This window comes from Streptomyces melanogenes, assembly GCF_014649795.1.
GTDB classification, from domain to species: Bacteria; Actinomycetota; Actinomycetes; order Streptomycetales; family Streptomycetaceae; genus Streptomyces; species Streptomyces noboritoensis.
The window spans coordinates 351,455-369,969 of record NZ_BMTS01000005.1 but is presented as its reverse complement, the minus strand read 5'-3'; the positions used below and the strand labels follow the sequence as shown (position 1 = coordinate 369,969).

Annotated in this window: 17 protein-coding genes; 8 read left to right on the top strand and 9 right to left on the bottom strand. The window is 72.3% G+C overall.

What is annotated here, in order from left to right; genetic code table 11:
* Positions 1-45: 45 nt before the first annotated feature.
* Together IE252_RS14115 and IE252_RS14110 are read right to left on the bottom strand one after the other, a co-directional pair.
* On the bottom strand, positions 46-741 hold the full coding sequence (locus IE252_RS14115) for an ArsR/SmtB family transcription factor (RefSeq protein WP_190089709.1): 696 nt from the start codon (positions 739-741) through the stop codon (positions 46-48).
* 18 nt (positions 742-759) lie between these two features.
* On the bottom strand, positions 760-1,437 hold the full coding sequence (locus IE252_RS14110; RefSeq protein ID WP_190089708.1) for a TetR/AcrR family transcriptional regulator: 678 nt from the start codon (positions 1,435-1,437) through the stop codon (positions 760-762).
* 108 nt (positions 1,438-1,545) lie between these two features.
* On the opposite strand from IE252_RS14110, the gene IE252_RS14105 reads away from it, so the two are divergent.
* The 3 genes from IE252_RS14105 to IE252_RS14095 all read left to right on the top strand — a co-directional run bounded on the left by IE252_RS14105 (position 1,546) and on the right by IE252_RS14095 (position 3,752).
* Positions 1,546-2,697, top strand: a complete 1,152-nt coding sequence (locus IE252_RS14105; RefSeq protein WP_190089707.1) for an acyl-CoA dehydrogenase family protein — start codon at positions 1,546-1,548, stop codon at positions 2,695-2,697.
* A 74-nt stretch (positions 2,698-2,771) separates the two neighbouring features.
* Entirely contained in the window at positions 2,772-3,059 is a 288-nt protein-coding gene (locus IE252_RS14100) for a YiaA/YiaB family inner membrane protein (protein WP_101387569.1), read from the top strand.
* Positions 3,060-3,122: 63 nt separating this feature from the next.
* Positions 3,123-3,752: a TetR/AcrR family transcriptional regulator gene (locus IE252_RS14095; RefSeq protein ID WP_190089706.1), complete on the top strand. Its 630-nt coding sequence runs from the start codon at positions 3,123-3,125 to the stop codon at positions 3,750-3,752.
* A gap of 16 nt (positions 3,753-3,768) precedes the next feature.
* On the opposite strand, the gene IE252_RS14090 is transcribed toward IE252_RS14095, so the two are convergent.
* Positions 3,769-4,230 carry a MaoC family dehydratase gene (locus IE252_RS14090; RefSeq protein WP_101387567.1) on the bottom strand — a complete coding sequence of 154 codons (462 nt, stop codon included), beginning with the start codon at positions 4,228-4,230 and terminating at the stop codon, positions 3,769-3,771.
* 128 nt (positions 4,231-4,358) lie between these two features.
* Between IE252_RS14090 and soxR the strand changes: the two genes are divergently transcribed.
* Positions 4,359-4,862, top strand: a complete 504-nt coding sequence (gene soxR / locus IE252_RS14085; protein ID WP_190089705.1) for a redox-sensitive transcriptional activator SoxR — start codon at positions 4,359-4,361, stop codon at positions 4,860-4,862.
* A 280-nt stretch (positions 4,863-5,142) separates the two neighbouring features.
* On the opposite strand, the gene IE252_RS14080 is transcribed toward soxR, so the two are convergent.
* Positions 5,143-5,754, bottom strand: coding sequence for a hypothetical protein (locus tag IE252_RS14080; RefSeq protein WP_190089704.1), 612 nt, complete (start codon positions 5,752-5,754; stop codon positions 5,143-5,145).
* A 283-nt stretch (positions 5,755-6,037) separates the two neighbouring features.
* Here IE252_RS14080 and IE252_RS14075 point away from each other — a divergent pair, with 283 nt between their 5' ends.
* Entirely contained in the window at positions 6,038-8,815 is a 2,778-nt protein-coding gene (locus IE252_RS14075) for a penicillin acylase family protein (RefSeq protein WP_190089703.1), read from the top strand.
* Between the two features lie 29 nt (positions 8,816-8,844).
* On the opposite strand, the gene IE252_RS14070 is transcribed toward IE252_RS14075, so the two are convergent.
* The 3 genes from IE252_RS14070 to IE252_RS14060 form a co-directional block, all read right to left on the bottom strand.
* Positions 8,845-10,161: a lipase family protein gene (locus tag IE252_RS14070; protein WP_190089702.1), complete on the bottom strand. Its 1,317-nt coding sequence runs from the start codon at positions 10,159-10,161 to the stop codon at positions 8,845-8,847.
* Between the two features lie 119 nt (positions 10,162-10,280).
* A complete protein-coding gene (locus IE252_RS14065; RefSeq protein WP_190089701.1) occupies positions 10,281-11,606 on the bottom strand; it encodes an erythromycin esterase family protein in 1,326 nt (441 codons plus the stop codon).
* A gap of 79 nt (positions 11,607-11,685) precedes the next feature.
* Positions 11,686-12,933 (bottom strand): exo-beta-N-acetylmuramidase NamZ family protein, encoded by a 1,248-nt coding sequence (locus tag IE252_RS14060; protein WP_190089700.1) that lies wholly within the window; start codon positions 12,931-12,933, stop codon positions 11,686-11,688.
* A 165-nt stretch (positions 12,934-13,098) separates the two neighbouring features.
* Here IE252_RS14060 and IE252_RS14055 point away from each other — a divergent pair, with 165 nt between their 5' ends.
* Genes IE252_RS14055 through IE252_RS14045 form a run of 3 tightly spaced genes read left to right on the top strand, consistent with a single transcriptional unit; the run spans position 13,099 to position 16,159 of the window.
* Positions 13,099-13,872, top strand: a complete 774-nt coding sequence (locus tag IE252_RS14055) for an SDR family oxidoreductase (RefSeq protein ID WP_190089699.1) — start codon at positions 13,099-13,101, stop codon at positions 13,870-13,872.
* Positions 13,869-15,521, top strand: a complete 1,653-nt coding sequence (locus tag IE252_RS14050; RefSeq protein WP_190089698.1) for a class I adenylate-forming enzyme family protein — start codon at positions 13,869-13,871, stop codon at positions 15,519-15,521. The genes IE252_RS14055 and IE252_RS14050 overlap by 4 nt, the downstream gene beginning before the upstream one ends.
* 44 nt (positions 15,522-15,565) lie before the next feature.
* Positions 15,566-16,159: a TetR/AcrR family transcriptional regulator gene (locus IE252_RS14045; RefSeq protein ID WP_190089697.1), complete on the top strand. Its 594-nt coding sequence runs from the start codon at positions 15,566-15,568 to the stop codon at positions 16,157-16,159.
* Positions 16,160-16,161: 2 nt separating this feature from the next.
* Here the strand turns inward: IE252_RS14045 and IE252_RS14040 are convergent, their stop codons facing one another.
* Positions 16,162-17,376 carry an acyl-CoA dehydrogenase family protein gene (locus IE252_RS14040; RefSeq protein WP_190089696.1) on the bottom strand — a complete coding sequence of 405 codons (1,215 nt, stop codon included), beginning with the start codon at positions 17,374-17,376 and terminating at the stop codon, positions 16,162-16,164.
* A gap of 9 nt (positions 17,377-17,385) precedes the next feature.
* A complete protein-coding gene (locus IE252_RS14035; RefSeq protein ID WP_190089695.1) occupies positions 17,386-18,423 on the bottom strand; it encodes a phosphotransferase family protein in 1,038 nt (345 codons plus the stop codon).
* Positions 18,424-18,515 lie beyond the last annotated feature (92 nt).

The window sequence follows — 18,515 nt, the reverse complement described above, 5'->3', positions numbered from 1 at the left end:
GCTCACCGAATTATTCGCCGCCGCCCCCGGCCGCCCGGCCGACCGTCACCGCAGGCTCGCCTTCTCGATCCCGAGCAGCTCGCCCAGGGCCTCCTCGCCCTCCGGCGTCACCCAAACCGCCCGCTCCGAGCCGATCCGTACGCACCAGCCGGCGTCCAGCGCGTGCGCGCACAGCACGGCCCCGGCCACCCCGGCCAGATGGGGGCGGCGCTCGGTCCAGTCCAGGCACGAGCGCACCAGCGGGCGCTTGCCCTTGCGGTCGAGGGGGAGCCCCAACTCCCCGTACCAGCGCACCCCTTCGCGCGTCAGCGAGAACCCGGCGTCCTGGGTGAGCAGCCCCCGTACCGTCATCGCGTCCGTGACGGCGATGCCGAGGCGGCCGGCGAGGTGGTCGTAGCAGGTGCGCCCGCGGGCCATCGCGCTGCCCGCCGACGCGGCCCGCAGGTTCCGCGGCGGCGCGGGCGCCGTACGGGCCGCCAGCTCCTCGACGAGGTGGGCGACCCCGGCGTCGGCCAGGCGGACGTACCGGTGGCGCCCCTGCCGCTCCTCGGAGAGCAGCCCGCCCGCCACCAGTTTGCCCAGGTGCTCACTGGCCGTGGAGGGGGCGACCTTCGCGTACCGCGCCAGCTCCCCGGCCGTCCAGGCCCGCCCGTCGAGCAGCGCCAGGCAGAAGGCCGCCCGGGTCTCGTCGGCGAGCAGCGAGGCGAACGCGGCGAGTCCCGATCCCGCTGTGGTTGTCATACCTCCAGGATGCCGCCGTCACCCTTTGGCGGGGGCCGAACCGTGGGCGGCGGTCCGCCGGGGCAGCGCGTCGTACTGCGTCTGGAGCCCGTCCAGGAGCGCCCGCAGGCCGGTGTCGAACGCGCCCTCGTCGATCTCCTCCTGCCGCTCGGCCAGCAGATGCGCCTGGCCGAGGTGGGGGTAGTCGGCCGGGTCGTACGCCGTCTCGTCGTCCACGAAGCCCCGGGCGAAGGAGCCGAGGGCCGAGCCCATGACGAAGTAGCGCATCAGCGCGCCGATCCGGGTGGCCTGCGCGGGCGGCCAGCCCGCCGCGACCATCGCGCCGAACACCGCGTCGGCCAGCCGCAGGCCCGCCGGGCGGCGGCCGGGACCCTGGGCGAGCACCGGGACGATGTTGGGGTGGCGGGTGAGGACCGCGCGGTAGGCGACGGCCCAGTCGTGCAGCGCGGTGCGCCAGCCCCGGGGATCGCCCGCCTCGAACATCGACAGGTCGACCTGAGCGGAGGTCGCGTCCGCGACCGCCTCCAGGATCTCGTCCTTCGTCCGGAAGTGGTTGTAGAGGGAGGGCCCGCTCACGCCCAGCTCGGCGGCGAGGCGGCGGGTCGAGACGGCCGCGAGCCCTTCGGCGTCCACGAGCGCGCTCGCCGCCGCGACGATGCGGTCGTGGCTGAGGAGGGGCTTGCGCGGTCGGGCCATGCGGCACATAGTAGGCCTGCGCACGGAAAACTAGCAGCGCTAATTAAACGGCGGCCGAGCCGATGCGCCGGACCGCCGAACGACCGGACCACCTGGGGTGCGAGCGACATGAACCTGGAGCTGAGCGAGGAGCAGGCCGCGGTGCGGCGGCTCGCCGAGGACTTCGTCGCCCGCGAGGTCACTCCGTACGCCGCCGCCTGGGACCGGGCCGAGAGTGTCGACCGGTCGATCGTGAAGAAGCTGGGCGCGCTCGGGTTCCTCGGGCTCACCGTCCCCGAGGAGTACGGCGGCAGCGGCGGCGACCACCTCGCGTACTGCCTGGTGACCGAGGAGCTGGGGCGCGGCGACTCGTCGGTGCGCGGCATCGTCTCCGTATCGCTCGGCCTGGTCGCCAAGACGGTCGCGCACTGGGGCAGCGAGGAGCAGAAGCGGGCCTGGCTGCCGCGGCTGACCTCGGGCGAGGCGCTCGGCTGCTTCGGCCTGACCGAGCCCGGCACCGGCTCGGACGCCGGGAACCTGGCCACCCGCGCGGTCCGCGACGGCGGGGACTACGTCATCAACGGCTCCAAGATGTTCATCACCAACGGCACCTGGGCCGATCTGGTGCTGCTGTTCGCCCGCACCAACGACACCCCCGGCCACCGGGGCGTCTCCGCCTTCCTGGTGCCGGCCGACGCCCCCGGCCTCAGCCGCCGCCCCATCCACGGCAAGCTCGGCCTGCGCGGCCAGGCGACCGCGGAGGTGGTCCTCCAGGACGTGCGCGTCCCCGCGAGCGCGCTGCTCGGGCCCGAGGGCAAGGGCTTCTCGATCGCCATGTCGGCGCTGGCCAAGGGGCGGATGTCGGTGGCGGCGGGCTGCGTCGGCATCGCCCGGGCGGCCCTGGACGCGGCGGTCGGCTACGCGGGGCAGCGCGAGCAGTTCGGCCGGTCCATCGCGCACTACCAGCTGGTCCAGGAGCTGATCAGCGACATCTCCGTGGACGTGGACGCGGCCCGGCTGCTGACCTGGCGGGTCGCCGATCTCATCGACCGGGGCGAGGAGTTCGCCACGGCCGCCTCCAAGGCGAAGCTGTTCGCCTCCGAGGCGGCGGTGCGCGCGGCCAACAACGCCCTTCAGGTGTACGGCGGTTACGGCTACATCGACGAGTACCCGGTCGGCAAGCTGGCGCGCGACGCGCGCGTGATGACGCTGTACGAGGGCACCAGCCAGATCCAGAAGCTGATCATCGGCCGGGCGGAGACGGGCGTCTCGGCGTTCTGAGCCCCGGTGTTCTGAGTACGTCCTGAGTACGCGAGCGGATGTGGCCCCGGCCACATCCGCCGCATCCTGTGCCCATGAGTGAGACACCGGTCAAGCAGCAGAACACGGCCGCGTACTACGGACAGGCCGTCGCGTCCTTCGCCGTCGCCATCAGCGCCACCGCCATCGGCATCGCCCGGCTCCAGGCCGACGCCTGGGTGCGCGCGTTCCTCGGGATCGCCGTCCTCTACCTCGTCACCTCCGCCTTCACGCTCGCCAAGGTGGTCCGCGACCGCCAGGAGGCCGGGCAGATCGTCAGCCGGGTCGACCAGGCCCGCCTGGAGAAGCTGCTGGCCGAGCACGACCCCTTCCAGAAGCTGTAGCCGCACGATCTAAGCGCTTGCTCACCGTCGGGGTATGGTGTTCGTCCGAAGGAAGGGGCAGCGATGGACGCGGCGGAGCAGACGGTGGGCGGCGAGGACAAGCCGTGGGGCGAGGTCACGCCCGAGGCCGCCCGGAGGCTGCTGGTCGCCGCCGTGGAGGCCTTCGCGGAGCGCGGCTACCACGCCACGACGACCCGTGACATCGCGGGCCGCGCCGGGATGAGCCCGGCCGCGCTCTACATCCACTACAAGACCAAGGAAGAGCTGCTCCACCGGATCAGCCGGATCGGCCACGACAAGGCCCTGGAGATCCTGGAGACGGCGGCGTCCGCCCCCGGCACCGCCGCCGAGCGGCTCGACGGCGCCGTCCGCTCCTTCGTGCGGTGGCACGCCGGGCACCACATGACCGCCCGCGTGGTCCAGTACGAGCTCGACGCGCTCGGCGCCGAGCATCGCACCGAGATCGTGGGCCTGCGCCGCCGCAGCGACGCCGCCGTGCGGCGCATCCTCAACGACGGCGTGGCGGCGGGCGAGTTCGACGTCCCGGACGTCCCCGGCACCACGCTCGCGGTCCTGTCGCTCTGCATCGACGTGGCCCGCTGGTTCAACACCCAGGGCCGCCGCACCCCGGACGAGGTCGGCGCGCTCTACGCGGACCTGGTGCTGCGGATGGTGGGGGCGCAGCCCAAGTAACGGCTGGCGGGGCCGCTCAGAAGAAGTACCGCGACACCGACTCCGCCACGCACACCGGCTTCTCGCCGCCCTCCCGCTCCACCGTGACCTTCGCGGTCACCTGGACGCCGCCGCCCGCCTCCTCGACGTTCGTCAGGACGGCCGTGGCGCGCAGCCGGGAGCCGACCGGGACCGGGGCGGGGAAGCGGACCTTCTCCGTGCCGTAGTTGATGCCCATCTTCATGCCCTCGACGCGCAGCACCTGCGGCACCAGGGCGGGCAGGAGCGAGAGCGTCAGATAGCCGTGCGCGATCGTCGTCCCGAACGGGCCCGCCGCGGCGCGCGCCGGGTCGACGTGGATCCACTGGTGGTCGCCGGTGGCGTCGGCGAAGAGGTCGATGCGGTGCTGGTCGATCTCCAACCAGTCGCTGTACCCGAGCGGCTCGCCCACTCCGGCCTTCAGCTCGTCGGCGGAGGTGAAGATCCTCGGCTCTGCCATGCCCGGTTCCTGCCTCTCTCGCATGCTTCGACTGCCTTTGCGCCTCCACTGTCCAAGCGCTTGCTCAGCATGCTGGGGGCGGTGCCCGCTGTCAACGGTGATCGCACCCGCGCAGTAGGGTTCGAGGAGTGCCGCAGATTCCAGAGAAGGTCCATGAGCTCACGGTCGGTCAGCTGTCCGCCCGCAGCGGGGCCGCCGTGTCCGCCCTGCACTTCTACGAGTCCAAGGGTCTGATCAGCAGCCGCCGCACCTCGGGCAACCAGCGCCGCTACAGCCGTGACGTGCTGCGCCGCGTCGCCTTCGTGCGGGCCGCCCAGCGCGTGGGCATCCCGCTCGCCACGATCCGGGACGCCCTCGCCGAACTCCCCGAGGAGCGCACCCCGACCCGCGAGGACTGGGCGCGGCTCTCCGAGACCTGGCGCTCCGAACTCGACGAGCGCATCAAGCAGTTGAACCGGCTGCGCAACCACCTCACCGACTGCATCGGCTGCGGGTGCCTGTCCCTGGAGACCTGTGTCCTGTCCAACCCGGACGACATCTCCGGCGACCACCTCACCGGCTCGCGGCTGCTGCCCGAGCGCAAGAAGAAGCGGGCCGTCGCGGCCGAGGCCCCGTCCTGCGAGACCTGTTAGGCGTACGGGAAGCGCTCGCCCCAACATCGCGGGGGCGGCCCCCACGGCCCTAGGGCCTGTCGTCGAATTCCCGTCTGCCCGGCGACGCCTGGCACGCTCCCCCAAGCTCTTCGAGCAGGGGGGACCCCCACTCGCCGCACCGGGCGAAAGCCCTCGTACGTCCAGTACGAGGGCTCCCACCCGGCACGCCGAGAGCACGCACCAGACACCGCCGGGCCGCCCTTCGGGCGACGACGGGAATTCGACGACAGGCCCTAGGCCGCATCCGCCCCCACGTGTCTCATGCCACCGATGCCAGCGCCCCGCGCCGTACCGACTTGGCGCGCACCAGCGCCTCGGCGGTGAGCACCGGCTGCGGCACCAGGATTCCGCAGCCCGTGCAGACCGGGCCGCACCACGGGTCGTGGGCCAGGTCCCGCTGCCACACCAGCGCCCGCCCGCCGCACACCGGGCAGCCCGCGCCCGGCACCGTCCGCAGCGCCGCGATGATCCGGCCGAGCACCTCGGCCAGCGCCTGCTCCGGATGCACCGACGGGTCGTCGCACCAGGCCACCCCGAAACCGCCCCAGGTGCGCCGGTGCCAGTCGTCGAAGGAGCCGGGGATCCGCAGGCCGGCGTGCTTCTCACGCTTCCTGCGGGCCGCGAACTCCGCTTCGTATCCGAGCCAGACGGCCCGCGCCGCCTCCAGCTCGTCGAGCGCGGCCACCAGCCGCGCCGGATCGGGCGCCCGGTCCTCGGGCCCGATGCCGTGCCGCACACACAGGTGGTCCCAGGTCGCCCGGTGTCCATAAGGGGCGAAGCGCTCAAGGCACTTGCGCAGCGAATACCGGCGCAGTGCGAGATCGTTCCCTGGGTCGCGCACCTGTCTCGCAAGGCTGCGGAAACCAGCCATGGCCCTGCCACCTCCGTCGCTCATCACTTCGGCGAATGCTCGGCGTCGAGGAATGGACGTACGGCTACCCGATCCGGCTCCATCGAAAATCCGATGGGCCCCATCAGGCGGCGCTGACCGGAATCCGTCGCACGCCCCCCGTATGCTCCGGGCGCCCCACCCGGTCGCCCTGTGGTGATTCCGGGAAGGTCACGCACGTTCGGGAAAGGTGACGCGTGTTCATCTTCCCTCCTGCGGTACCCCTCAGTAACCTCCGCCGCATCGGTCCTCACTAGGAGCACGCATGCGACGACCCACCGCACGGCTCAGAACCGCCACCGCCGCCACCGTGATCGCCCTCGCGGCCGCCCTGCTCGCCCCCCTCGGCCAGGCCGGCGCCGCCGAACCGCCCAACAGCGACTACTGCCTGGGGCGCTGCGGCGACATCCTGCCGCCCGGCGAGAACGGCAACGCCACCCTCGTCGAGATCCTCGGCAACAAGGCCTTCGGCACCCATCCCGCGCACAGCGACGACCAGCTCGGCAAGTACGACGCGCTCGTCGCCGGCCAGTCCACGCTCACCGACGACAAGCTCAACTCCTTCTTCAACGACGCCTCCTTCGGGGTGCCCGGCGGCCAGGTGGCCTCCACCAGCTCCCCGCGCCCCGACGTCACCATCACCCGCGACAAGGCCACCGGCGTCCCGCACATCAAGGGCACCACCCGGTACGGAACCGAGTACGGCGCCGGGTACGCGGCCGGCCAGGACCGGCTGTGGCTGATGGACCTGTTCCGGCACATCGGGCGCGGCGAGCTCACCTCGTTCGCGGGCGGCGCGCTCGCCAACCAGGGCCTGGAGCAGGAGTTCTGGCCGCAGGCCCCGTACACCGAGGCCGACCTCCAGGCCCAGGTCGACCGGATCCGTACCACCAACGGCCCGCGCGGCGAGCAGGCGATGGCCGACGCGCAGGCGTACGTGGACGGCATCAACGCCTACGCCAAGCAGTCCAAGGACGGCCGGTACTTCCCCGGCGAGTACGTCCTCACCGGCAAGATCGACGCCATCACCAACGTGGGGGAGATCCAGCCGTTCAAGGTCACCGACCTGATCGCGCTCGCCTCCGTCGTCGGCGGGTTGTTCGGCGGGGGCGGTGGCGGCGAGGTGCAGGCCGCGCTCTCGCTCCAGGCCGCGCAGGCCAAGTACGGCGTCGCCGAGGGCACCAAGGTCTGGGAGTCCTTCCGCGAGCGCAACGACCCCGAGGCCGCGCTCACGATCCACGACGGCACCAGCTTCCCGTACGCCACCAAGCCCGCCAACGCGCGCGGCACCGCGCTGCCCGACCCCGGCACGGTCGTGCCCGAGCAGCTCGTCTACGACCGCACCGGCTCGGCGGTCACCAAGGCCAAAGCCGATGTACGCGTCCCCGAGCGGCTCAAGCCCCTGAAGGGCATCTTCAACAACGGCGCGCTGCCCGGCTTCGACATCGGCAAGCCGCGCGGGATGTCCAACGCGCTGCTCGTCTCCGGCAGCCGCACCGCCAGCGGCAACCCGGTCGCCGTCTTCGGGCCGCAGACCGGCTACTTCGCGCCGCAGCTGCTGATGCTCCAGGAGATCCAGGGCCCGGGCATCAGCGCCCGGGGCGCCTCCTTCGCAGGCGTCGGCATGTACGTGCAGCTCGGCCGGGGCCAGGACTACGCCTGGTCGGCCACCTCCGCCGGGCAGGACATCACCGACACCTACACCGTCGAACTCTGCCAGGACCAGGCCCACTACCTCTACCGGGGCGTGTGCACCCCGATGGAGAAGCTGGAGAAGACCAACGCCTGGAAGCCGACCACCGCCGACAACACGGCCGCCGGTTCCTACCGGATGCAGGTCTGGCGCACCAACTACGGCATCGTCTCCGCCCGCGCGACGGTCGGCGGCAAGCAGGTCGCGTACACCTCGCTGCGCTCGACCTACCGCCACGAGGCCGACTCGATCATCGGCTTCCAGATGTTCAACGACCCGACGTACGTCAAGGACGCGGCCACCTTCCAGCAGGCCGCCCAGCACGTCGACTACGCCTTCAACTGGTTCTACGCGGACTCCCGCACCGCCGCGTACTACAACAGCGGCAAGAACCCGGTCCGCAACCCCGACGTCGACCCGTCGCTGCCGATCGCGGCCGACCGCGCCTACGAGTGGCAGGGCTTCGACCCGGCGTACAACACCGCCGACTACACCCCGCCCGCCCAGCACCCGCAGTCCGTGGGGCAGGACTACTACATCTCCTGGAACAACAAGCAGGCCAAGGACTACACGTCCGCCGGGTTCGGCAACGGCTCGGTGCACCGGGGCAACCTCCTCGACGACCGGGTCAAGGCGCTGGTCGCGCAGGGCGGGGTGACCCGGGCCGCGCTCACCCGGGCGATGGCGCAGGCCGCCGTCACCGATCTGCGGGGCGAGGACGTGCTGCCCGAGCTCCTGAAGGTCATCCGCAGCGCGCCCGTCACGGATCCGCAACTGGCCACGGCAGTCGGGCAGTTGGAGTCGTGGAAGGCCGACGGGTCCCAGCGCCGGGAGACCGCGCAGGGCTCGCACACCTACACCCACCCGGACGCCGTGCGGCTGATGGACGCGTGGTGGCCGCTGCTGATCGAGGCCGAGTTCCGGCCGGGGCTCGGGGACGGGCTGTACTCGGCGCTCACGTCGAACCTGTCCACCGACGAGGCCCCGTCAGCCGGGCACGGTCCGACCGGGGCGCACGCCGGATCCGCCTTCCAGTACGGGTGGTGGAGTTACGCGGACAAGGATCTGCGGACGGTGCTGGGGGAGCCGGTCGCGGGTCCGCTGGGGCGGGCGTACTGCGGCGGGGGACAGCTGTCCGCCTGCCGTGACGTGCTGCTCAACACGCTCGGGCAGGCTGCCGCGAAGACGCCCGCGCAGGTGTATCCCGGTGACGGTGGGTGCGCGGCGGGCAACCAGTGGTGTGCCGATTCCGTCGTGCAGCGGCCGTTGGGCGGGATCAGCCAGAACTCGATCAACTGGCAGAACCGGCCGACGTATCAGCAGGTGGTGGAGTTCGCCTCGCACAGGTGAGTTCGTTGGCCGCAGGCCGGTGGGGGCTGTCAGGTGCAGCCAATCCGGCCCGCGGCCAGCACCACCCTCGCCAGCTCCGGATGGCAGATGTCGCTGTGGGCCCCCGACGGGGGCCCGCCCGAGCGGACCACCGATTCCGCGTTCACGCTCACGCAGCCGGAGTCGGGGACGCCGTCCCGTAGGACCTCCGCCAGGGTGAGTTCGGTGCAGGGGGCCACCGACTGGATGCCGTCGTGGCCGATCGCCCACCAGCGGCGGTCGAGCTGCAGCAGGCCCTGGTAGTCCCCGGCGAGCTTCGACGCCAGCGGGTAGATCACCCCGAGCGCGGTGTCGAAGCGCGAGTAGCAGGAGACCACCGGGCCGTCGACCCGCCGGTGCAGGGCCGCCAGCGCGCCCGACCCGGAGAGCCCCGACGGCAGCCGCTCGGCGAACGCGTAGTGCGAGAAGGCCCCTTCGAGCAGGGTCACCGACTTGACGTTGCGGGCCCCCTCCGGCAGCCCCTTCAGCGCGAACGCGACCAGCCGCCCGCCCTGGCTGTGCCCGACCAGATGGATCCGCATCGCGGGTCTGGTCCGGGCGAGCTCGCCGAGCAGCGGCCCGAGCCCGAGCTGGCCGACCTTGCCCGATCTGCGCTTCATCTCGTAGTACGTGGTCTGCCGCAGCACCTCCTTGGCGCCGTTCCACAGGTGCTTGAGCGAGTTGCCGAGCGAGAACGAGGGGCCGGGCGGGCCCGGTTCGACCCGCATGCCGGTGTCGGACAGGGCGAGCGTGAACTCCCGGCACAGCCCGAGCATCTCGTCCGTGAGGAGCGCCGCCGCGCCCGCGCCGTCGCCCACGGTGTCGTCGGCGAAGCCAGACGATTCCTCGTCATCCGACACCAACTCGCGTGTGAGGAGCCCGAATTGGCGGAATGCCTCCTCCGAGTCCGGCTGCTCGTCGAGCAGCCGGGCCAGTGCGTCGACGGTCACCCCGTGCTCGGGGAACGCCCGCTTGAGCGCGTCCACGGTCGCCGTGTCCAGGCCCGCGCCCGGCTCCACGGCCAGGGCGGTGTGCGGGAAGTTCGGGATCTGCTCGTCGGCGAAGCGGATGGAGGGCCAGACGATGCCCGCGTACCCGAGGCGCACCCCGGCCCCGGCCGGGCCCGCCTCGGCCAGCAGGCCGGGGAAGGGCGCGAAGAAGTGGCGGTACAGGCCCGTCGCGACCGACGGGGTGTTGTTCCAGCCGTGCGAGAACATCACCAGATCGGTGACGTCCGGATCCGCGAGGGCCGCGCGCTCCGCCGGAGAGGCGTCGCCGTCCGCGTCGAAGGTGATCTCCCGATATGGCTCGACTCCGATGTCCGGCATGGGGTGGCCCTCCGGTCCGTTCGCTGACGATGGGGCGAGGCTGAGGCCTCACATCGTCCCGCCGGACCGGAGGGCTGACCATACGCTGGACAGGGGAGAAAGGGGTGAGATCGAGGAGGTCAGAGCCGGTGCGCGGCCGTCACCCGGTGGAGGTGCACCAGTACGTCGAACGAGGGACCGAGTTGCATCTGCTCGGCGTCCTGCGGCCAGGAGTTGCCGATGGACCGCGTCGGCCGGAAAGCGCCCAGCCAGTCCTTGGCCGGGTTCGCCACCTTGCGCAGATCGAGGTAGTAGTCGCGCGGCGAGACCCGTTCGAGGACCTCCTCGTTGCTGCCCGACTCGGGCGGCCCGACGGTGAACTCGCGGATCGGCTCGGCCGGGTCGTTCAGGTCCAGGGCGTTGAACGAGCCCTGCCCGAAGGTGAACCCGATGTTCATGTACGCGGAGCCGACCGCCTCCCGGATGAAGGCGCCCTGCACCTTCGGGTACTCGCCGCTGAGCGTCGGGGCGTACCCGACATGGCCGTTGTGCGCGGAGAGCAGCATCCTGTGCCCGGTCTGGCGCTGCCACCACACGGTGTTCTCGGCCATGATCCGGTCCCGGTAGAGCCGTGACTCGCGCAGCTGGCCGTCGTCGAAGAAGTCGAACGCCCACATGGCGCCGGTCTGCGCGACGGTGCGCGCGTACTGGAGCATCCAGGCGTGCTCGGCCCGGTCGGGGCCGGGCCGCTGGGCCGCGAGCAGCTCGTAGGCCCGGCGCACCTCGTCGGCCTGCCGCTTGCGCTCGGCGAGCGGGCGCTTGAGCCTGTCGTTCATGGTGTCGCCGACGCCCGCCGTGGGCCGCGAGTCCTTGTAGAGGGCGGTCAGCCGGGGCAGCAGCGCGGGGTAGCGCTTCGCGGTGTACGCGCTCACCCGGTCGAAGAGCTGCGGGCCCGCGTAGCCCACGTCGTCGCCCATGAACTGGACCTTGCGGTCGTGGTGCAGGTTGTAGGCGCGCATCCAGCGGATCAGGTCCAGGTACTCCCGGGTCTGCCACATCGCGTACGAGCTCTGGAACTCCTCGCGCACGATCCGCTCGGGGTCGCCCTCGCCGCGCAGCACATAGGCGTTGACGCGCATTCCGGAGGACCAGGCCGTCTCCAGGGCGAAGGTGGTGAAGCCCTTCTTCTCGACGAGGTACTGGAACACGCGCTGCTTGGTCGCGAAGAACTCGTGCGAGTTGTGCGTCGCCTCGCCCAGGCCCACGATGTCCGCCGAGCCGACCATGCGGCCGAGCGGCCGCAGGTCGTCCAGGGGCTGGGCCGACCGCGCCAACTGGCGTTCTGGAGTGGGAGGTTCGGCTGCCCGGGCCGCCGGGGCGGCCGCCGTGAACACGCCGAGCGTCAGGCCGAGCAGCAGGAGTAAGGCCTGGCGCAGACGATGGTGGGTGTCGTGGAACAGATGCATGGCCCCAGCCTGTCGGCCGGGTGGGCGCCGGGCCCATCCCGCCAGCCACCGTCCGCCCCGGGGGTTTTCCCCCGGCCCCTCACCGGTACAGCAGATGCCGCGCCCGGGTCGCGCGGAACGCGGTGAGCCCGGTCTGCCAGGCGCCCACCACCTCGTCGGTGCCCGCGCCCGCGTCGATCAGGGTGCGGACCGCCGCCGACCCGGTGAGCTTGTCGATCCAGTGGTCCGGCCGCCAGGCGAAGCCGCTCCACGCCTTCTTCGCCGTCACCAGGAGCGCGACGCCGGTGCGCACCGGGTCGTACGCCTCGCGGTCGTGGACGTGGAGTTGGACGCCGCCGACCGTCCTGCCCTGGAACTTGGAGAAGGTGGGCGTGAAGTACGCCTCGCGGAAGCGGACCCCCGGCAGCCCCAGGGCGTTCACGGCGGCTGCCCAGCGCCCGTCGATCCCCTCGGCGCCGAGCAGTTCGAAGGGCCGGGTGGTGCCGCGCCCCTCGGAGAGGTTGGTGCCCTCGAACATGCAGGTGCCCGCGTAGACGAGCGCGGTGTCGGGGGTCGGCATGTTGGGGCTCGGCGGGACCCAGGGCAGCCCCGCGGAGTCGAAGAAGCCGTCCCGCCGCCAGCCGGTCATCCGTACGGTCTCCACCCGTACGCGCCCGCCCAGGAACTCGGCGTCGAAGAGCCCCGCCAGCTCGCCCACCGTCATCCCGTGCGCCTGCGCGATCGGCTCGCGCCCGACGAAGGTCGCGAACGCCTTGTCGAGCACGGGCCCGCTCGCCGTCCGCCCGGTCACCGGGTTCGGCCGGTCCAGGACCACGAACCGCTTCCCGGCGAGCGCGGCGGCCTCCATGCAGTCGTAGAGCGTCCAGATGTACGTGTAGAAGCGTGCGCCCACGTCCTGGATGTCGAAGACGACCGTGTCCACACCGGACGCGGTGAACACGGCGGCGAGCGCCTGCCCGCTCACGCCGTACGTGTCGTAGACCGGAAGCCCGGTCGCCGGGTCGTCGTAGCGCCCCTCGGAGCCGCCCGCCTGCGCGGTGCCCCGGAAGCCGTGCTCGGGCCCGAACACCGCGACCAGGTCCACGCGCGGGTCGGCGTGCATGACGTCCACGATGTGCCGGACGTCCGCGGTCACCCCGGTCGGGTTGGTGACCACGCCCACCTTGCGGCCCGCCAGCGCCCGGTAGCCGTCGGCGGCCAGCCGGTCGAAGCCGGTCCGCACGGGCCCGGGGCGGTGGTGGGCGTGGGCGGGGGCCGCCCCCGCGACCACCGCGCCCGCTGCCGCTGTGCCCGTTCCGGCCAGCAGGCCCCGTCTGGACAGGCTCATCGGCGTACCTCCACGGCCGCTCGCGGTGTCATGGCCACGCACGCTAGCGCGCGGGCGCGCGACGGGGAACGAGCCGCACGGGACGGTTCGCGACGGCCCCTTCCGTCCGTACATACCGACTGGTTAGTCTGCACACCAGTCGGCATGTGGAGAGGCGGATTCTCGATGGGTTCGGTCCAGGGCGTCCAGGGCGCGGCAGTGGTGGTCACCGGGGCGGGCGGCGGCATCGGCGCCGCGCTCGCGCGCAGATTCGCGGCGGAGGGCGCCCGGGTGGTCGTCAACGACCTCGACGAGGCCAAGGCCCGTAAGACCGCCGAGGAGATCGGCGCGATCGCCGTCCCCGGGGACGCCTCCGGCGTCGTCCCGCTCGCCCGCGAGGCGCTGGGCGGGGCGATTGACGTGTACTGCGCCAACGCGGGCCTGGGATCGGGCGGTTCGGAGGCCGCGCCCGAGGACGTCTGGGAGGCCGCCTGGGACGTCAACGTGATGGCCCACGTCCGCGCCGCCCGCGAGCTGCTGCCCGAGTGGCTGGAGCGCGGCGGCGGCCGGTTCGTGTCGACCGTGTCGGCGGCCGGGCTGCTCACCATGATCGGCGCGGCCCCGTACAGCGTCACCAAGCACGGCGCCCTCGCCTTCGCGGAGTGGCTCTCGCTCACCTACCGCCACCGGGGCGTCAAGGTCCACGCGATCTGCCCGCAGGGCGTGCGCACCGACATGCTGGCCGCCACCGGCTCGGCCGGGGACCTGGTGCTCGCGCCGACCGCGATCGAGCCGGCGGCCGTCGCCGACGCGCTGTTCGCGGCGATCGCCGAGGAGCGGTTCCTGGTGCTGCCACACCCGGAGGTGGCGGGCTACTACGGGGCGCGGGCCGGGGATCCGGACCGCTGGCTCACCTCCATGAACCACCTCCAGCAGAAGTGGGAGGCGGGCGGCGCATGACCTCTCCGTACGCGTCAAAACCCTGGCTCGGGCAGCTCACCGAGGCCCAGCGGGCACCCGTCAGCCCGCCCGCCAGCGTGGTGCACGCCTTCCGGGCCGCCGTCCTGCGCGCCCCCGACCGCACCGCGCTCGCCTACTTCGACGGGCGGCTCAGCTACCGCGAGACCGACGCGCTCTCCGACTCGGTGGCCGGGCACCTCGCCGCCCGGGGCATCCAGCCCGGCGACCGGGTCGCCGTCATGCTCCAGAACACCCCGCACTTCGTGATCGCGCTGCTCGGCGCCTGGAAGGCGGGCGCCACCGTCGTCCCGCTCAACCCGATGTACAAGTCGGCCGAGGTCGGGCATGTGCTCGGCGACTCCGAGGCCGCCGCGCTGATCTGCTCCGACCGGGCGTGGGAGGCGTATCTGCGGGACACCGCGGCCGCCTCGCCCGTCCGGATCGCGCTCACCGCGTGCGAGCTCGACCTGCAGAGCCGCGACGACGCGCGGGTGCTCGCCTTCGAGCGGCTGCCCCGCCCCGCCGACACCGACGACCTGCTGGCCGTCGCCCGCCACGGCCTGCCCGCCCCGGGCGGACGCGAACCGGCCCCCGACGCCACGGCGCTGATCAGCTACACCTCGGGGACCAGCGGCACCCCCAAGGGCGCCATGAACACCCACGCGGGCATCACCTACAACGCCGAGCGCCAGCGCACCGGCCACCCGATAGCCGAGGGCGCGGGCTACTTCGCGCTGGCCCCGCTCTTCCACATCACCGGCATGGTCTGCCAGCTCGCCGCGTGCGTCGCCAACGCGGGCACGCTGATCCTCGCCTACCGCTTCCACCCCGGCGTGGTCCTCGACGCCTTCGCCGAGCACCGGCCCGCCTACACCGTGGGCCCCTCCACCGCCTTCATGGCGCTGGCGGCCGCGCCCGGCGTCACCCGCGACCACTTCGACTCCTTCCGGGTGATCTCCTCGGGCGGCGCACCGGTGCCGCCCGCGCTGGTGGAGAAGTTCCGGGCGGCGTTCGGCCCGTATCTGCGCAACGGCTACGGGCTCACCGAGTGCACCGCCCCCTGCGCCTCGGTGCCGCCGGAGCGGGAGGCCCCGGTCGACCCGGTCTCGGGCACCCTCTCGGTCGGCCTGCCCGGCCCCGAGACGGTCGTACGGATCGTCGACGAGGAGGGCGAGGAGGTGGCGCTGGGCGAGCAGGGCGAGATCGTGGTGCGCGGCCCGCAGGTCGTGCCCGGCTACTGGCGCCGCCCCGAGGCCACCGCCGAGACCTTCCCGGACGGCGAACTGCGCACCGGCGACATCGGGTTCATGGACCGGGACGGCTGGCTCTACGTCGTCGACCGCAAGAAGGACATGATCAACGCGTCCGGCTTCAAGGTATGGCCGCGCGAGGTCGAGGACGTGCTCTACGGCCACCCGGCGGTGCGCGAGGCGGCCGTCGTCGGCGTCCCCGACCCGTACCGGGGCGAGAACGTGAAGGCGTACGTGAGCCTGCGCCCCGGCGCCGAGGCCACCCCCGGCGAGCTCTCCGCGTACTGCGAGGAGCGGCTGGCGGCGTACAAATATCCCCGGCAGGTCGAGGTACTCGCGGAGCTTCCCAAGACGGCGAGTGGGAAGATCCTCAGGCGGGAACTGCGTTCTCGCCACTAGAACGGCGCAAAAACAACGGGTGGACCAGGAGAGGCGGCGACGGCATGGCCAGGACGACGGACGGGAGCGGCACCCCCGTCCCCCAGAGGCTGCTGGCCGCCGCCACCCGCCTCTTCGCCGAGAACGGGTACGACAGGACCTCCGTCCAGGAGATCGTCGAGGCGGCGGGCGTCACCAAGGGGGCGCTCTACCACTACTTCGGCTCCAAGGAGGACCTGCTCCAGGAGGTGTACGCGCGCGTGCTGCGCCTCCAGCAGGAGCGGCTCGACGCCTTCGCGGACGCGGACGCGCCGGTCGAGCGGCGGCTGCGCGACGCGGCGGCCGACGTGGTGGTCACCACCATCGAGAACCTCGACGACGCGTCGATCTTCTTCCGCTCGATGCACCACCTCAGCCCCGAGAAGAACAAGCAGGTGCGGGTCGAGCGGCGGCGCTACCACGAGCGGTTCCGGGCCCTGATCGAGGAGGGCCAGGCGGCCGGGGTGTTCTCCACGGCCACCCCGGCGGACCTGGTGGTGGACTACCACTTCGGGTCGGTCCACCACCTGTCCACCTGGTACCGGCCGGACGGCCCGCTCACCCCGCAGCAGGTCGCCGACCACCTCGCCGACCTGCTGCTGCGGGCACTGCGTCCGTAGGGCTACAGGTACTTCTTCAGCTCCCGGCGGGCCAGCGAGCGCTGGTGCACCTCGTCCGGGCCGTCGGCGATGCGCAGGGTGCGGGCCGCCGCCCACAGTTCGGCGAGCGGGAAGTCCTGGCTCACCCCGCCCGCGCCGTGGACCTGGACGGCCTTGTCGATGATGTCGAGGACCGTGCGGGGCGTGGCGATCTTGATGGCCTGGATCTCGGTGTGGGCGCCGCGGTTGCCCACGGTGTCCATCAGCCAGGCGGTCTTCAGGACGAGCAGCCGCAACTGCTCCACCGCCACGCGCGCGTCCGCGATCCACTCCTGCACCACGCCCTGCTGGGCGATCGGCTTGCCGAACGCGGTACGCGCCACCGCCCGCCGGCACATCAGCTCGATGGCCCGCTCGGCCATGCCGATCAGCCGCATGCAGTGGTGGATCCGGCCGGGCCCGAGGCGGGCCTGGGCGATGGCGAAGCCGCCGCCCTCCTCGCCCACCAGGTTCTCCACGGGCACCCGCGCCCCGTGGAAGACGACCTCGGCGTGGCCGCCGTGGGAGTGGTCCTCGTATCCGTACACCTGCATCGCGCGGCGGACCTCGACGCCCGGGGTGTCGCGCGGCACCAGCACCATCGACTGCTGGCGGCGGACGTCCGCGTTGTCCGGGTCGGTCTTGCCCATCACGATGAAGATCTTGCAGTCCGGGTTCATCGCGCCGGAGATGTACCACTTGCGCCCGGTGATGACGTACTCGTCACCCTCCTTGGCGATCCGGGTCTCGATGTTGGTGGCGTCCGAGGAGGCCACCTCCGGCTCGGTCATCGCGAAGGCGGAGCGGATCTCCCCGGCCAGCAGCGGCTCCAGCCACCGCTTCTGCTGCTCGTCCGAGCCGAACTGGGCGAGCACCTCCATGTTCCCGGTGTCCGGCGCCGCGCAGTTGAGGGCGGTGGGCGCCAGGTGCGGGGAGCGGCCGGTGATCTCGGCGAGCGGCGCGTACTGGAGGTTGCTGAGCCCGGCGCCGTGCTCGGCGTCCGGCAGGAAGAGGTTCCACAGGCCCTGGCTGCGGGCCTCGGCCTTCAGCTCCTCCACCACGGCGGGCGTGTCCCACGGCGACTTCAGCCGCAGCCGCTGCTCGTGCGCGGTGGTCTCGGCCGGGTAGACGTACTGCTCCATGAAGGTGAGCAGCTTGGCGCGCAGCTCTTGGGTCCGTGCGTCGAATGCGAAGTCCATGGCGGGAGTTCAGCCTTCCTGCGGTGACTGCGTGGACTGGAGGGTGGTGAGGCCGTGGTCGATGAAGACGGGCACCAGGTCCCCGATGCGGTCGAAGCCCGCGCCGACGGTCTGGCCCAGGGTGTAGCGGTAGTGGATGCCCTCCAGGATCACGGCGAGCTTGAACCAGGCGAACGCCGTGTACCAGGAGATGGCCGAGGTGTCCCGGCCCGAGCGGGTGGCGTACCGCTCGATCAGCTCGGCGGGGGTGGGGTGCCCGGCGGCCCCGGCGGTGGTGGAGACCGGGGAGTCCTTCACCTTCAGCTCGGCGCTGTACATCACGAGCAGCCCGAGGTCGGTCAGCGGGTCGCCGAGGGTCGACATCTCCCAGTCGAGGACGGCCTTGATCTCGTCGTCGTCCCCGACGAGGACGTTGTCGAGCCGGTAGTCGCCGTGGATGACCGTGGCGGCGGGGGAGACGGGCAGCTCGCGGCCGAGCGCCGCGTGCAGTTCGTCGATCCCGGGCAGCTCACGGTTGCGGGAGGCGTCGAGCTGCTTGCCCCAGCGCCGCAGCTGGCGGTCGAGGAAGCCCTCCGGGCGCCCGAAGTCCCCGAGGCCGACCGCCTCGGGGTCCACCGCGTGCAGCTCGACCAGCGTGTCCACCAGGCCGAGCAGCGCGGCCCGGGTGCGCTCCGGGCCCAGCGGAGCCAGCTGCTCCGCCGTGCGGTACGGGGTTCCGGCCACGTACTCCATCACGTAGAACGGCGCGCCGATGACCGACTCGTCCTCGCACAGCAGCAGCGGCTCCGGCACCGGGACCGACGTCGGGTGCAGGGCGCTGATCACCCGGTGCTCGCGCTTCATGTCGTGCGCGGTGGCCAGGACATGACCCAGCGGCGGCCGTCGGACCACCCACTGGCCCGTCCCGTCGGTCACGATGTACGTGAGGTTGGACCGGCCGCCCTCGACGATCCGGGCGGTGAGCGGACCGCCCACGAGCCCCGGCCGCTCGCGGTCGAGATGGGCGCGCAGCCGCTCCGGATCGAGACCTGGCGGGACTGTGCTCATGACGGGCTACCTCCGGGAACGGCGATCGTGTCACAGACACGCTACCGACCAGTCGGTATGTCGTCCAGACGCTGCCCCGCCCGGATGCGGGC

Excerpts from the sequence above, each read along its gene's own strand:
- IE252_RS14115 (WP_190089709.1), bottom strand. The coding sequence starts at position 741 with ATGACAACCACAGCGGGATCGGGACTCGCCGCGTTCGCCTCGCTGCTC.
- IE252_RS14110 (WP_190089708.1), bottom strand. The coding sequence starts at position 1,437 with ATGGCCCGACCGCGCAAGCCCCTCCTCAGCCACGACCGCATCGTCGCG.
- IE252_RS14105 (WP_190089707.1), top strand. The coding sequence starts at position 1,546 with ATGAACCTGGAGCTGAGCGAGGAGCAGGCCGCGGTGCGGCGGCTCGCC.
- IE252_RS14100 (WP_101387569.1), top strand. The coding sequence starts at position 2,772 with ATGAGTGAGACACCGGTCAAGCAGCAGAACACGGCCGCGTACTACGGA.
- IE252_RS14095 (WP_190089706.1), top strand. The coding sequence starts at position 3,123 with ATGGACGCGGCGGAGCAGACGGTGGGCGGCGAGGACAAGCCGTGGGGC.
- IE252_RS14090 (WP_101387567.1), bottom strand. The coding sequence starts at position 4,230 with ATGGCAGAGCCGAGGATCTTCACCTCCGCCGACGAGCTGAAGGCCGGA.
- IE252_RS14080 (WP_190089704.1), bottom strand. The coding sequence starts at position 5,754 with ATGGCTGGTTTCCGCAGCCTTGCGAGACAGGTGCGCGACCCAGGGAAC.
- IE252_RS14075 (WP_190089703.1), top strand. The coding sequence starts at position 6,038 with ATGCGACGACCCACCGCACGGCTCAGAACCGCCACCGCCGCCACCGTG.
- IE252_RS14070 (WP_190089702.1), bottom strand. The coding sequence starts at position 10,161 with ATGCCGGACATCGGAGTCGAGCCATATCGGGAGATCACCTTCGACGCG.
- IE252_RS14065 (WP_190089701.1), bottom strand. The coding sequence starts at position 11,606 with ATGCATCTGTTCCACGACACCCACCATCGTCTGCGCCAGGCCTTACTC.
- IE252_RS14060 (WP_190089700.1), bottom strand. The coding sequence starts at position 12,933 with ATGAGCCTGTCCAGACGGGGCCTGCTGGCCGGAACGGGCACAGCGGCA.
- IE252_RS14055 (WP_190089699.1), top strand. The coding sequence starts at position 13,099 with ATGGGTTCGGTCCAGGGCGTCCAGGGCGCGGCAGTGGTGGTCACCGGG.
- IE252_RS14050 (WP_190089698.1), top strand. The coding sequence starts at position 13,869 with ATGACCTCTCCGTACGCGTCAAAACCCTGGCTCGGGCAGCTCACCGAG.
- IE252_RS14045 (WP_190089697.1), top strand. The coding sequence starts at position 15,566 with ATGGCCAGGACGACGGACGGGAGCGGCACCCCCGTCCCCCAGAGGCTG.
- IE252_RS14040 (WP_190089696.1), bottom strand. The coding sequence starts at position 17,376 with ATGGACTTCGCATTCGACGCACGGACCCAAGAGCTGCGCGCCAAGCTG.
- IE252_RS14035 (WP_190089695.1), bottom strand. The coding sequence starts at position 18,423 with ATGAGCACAGTCCCGCCAGGTCTCGATCCGGAGCGGCTGCGCGCCCAT.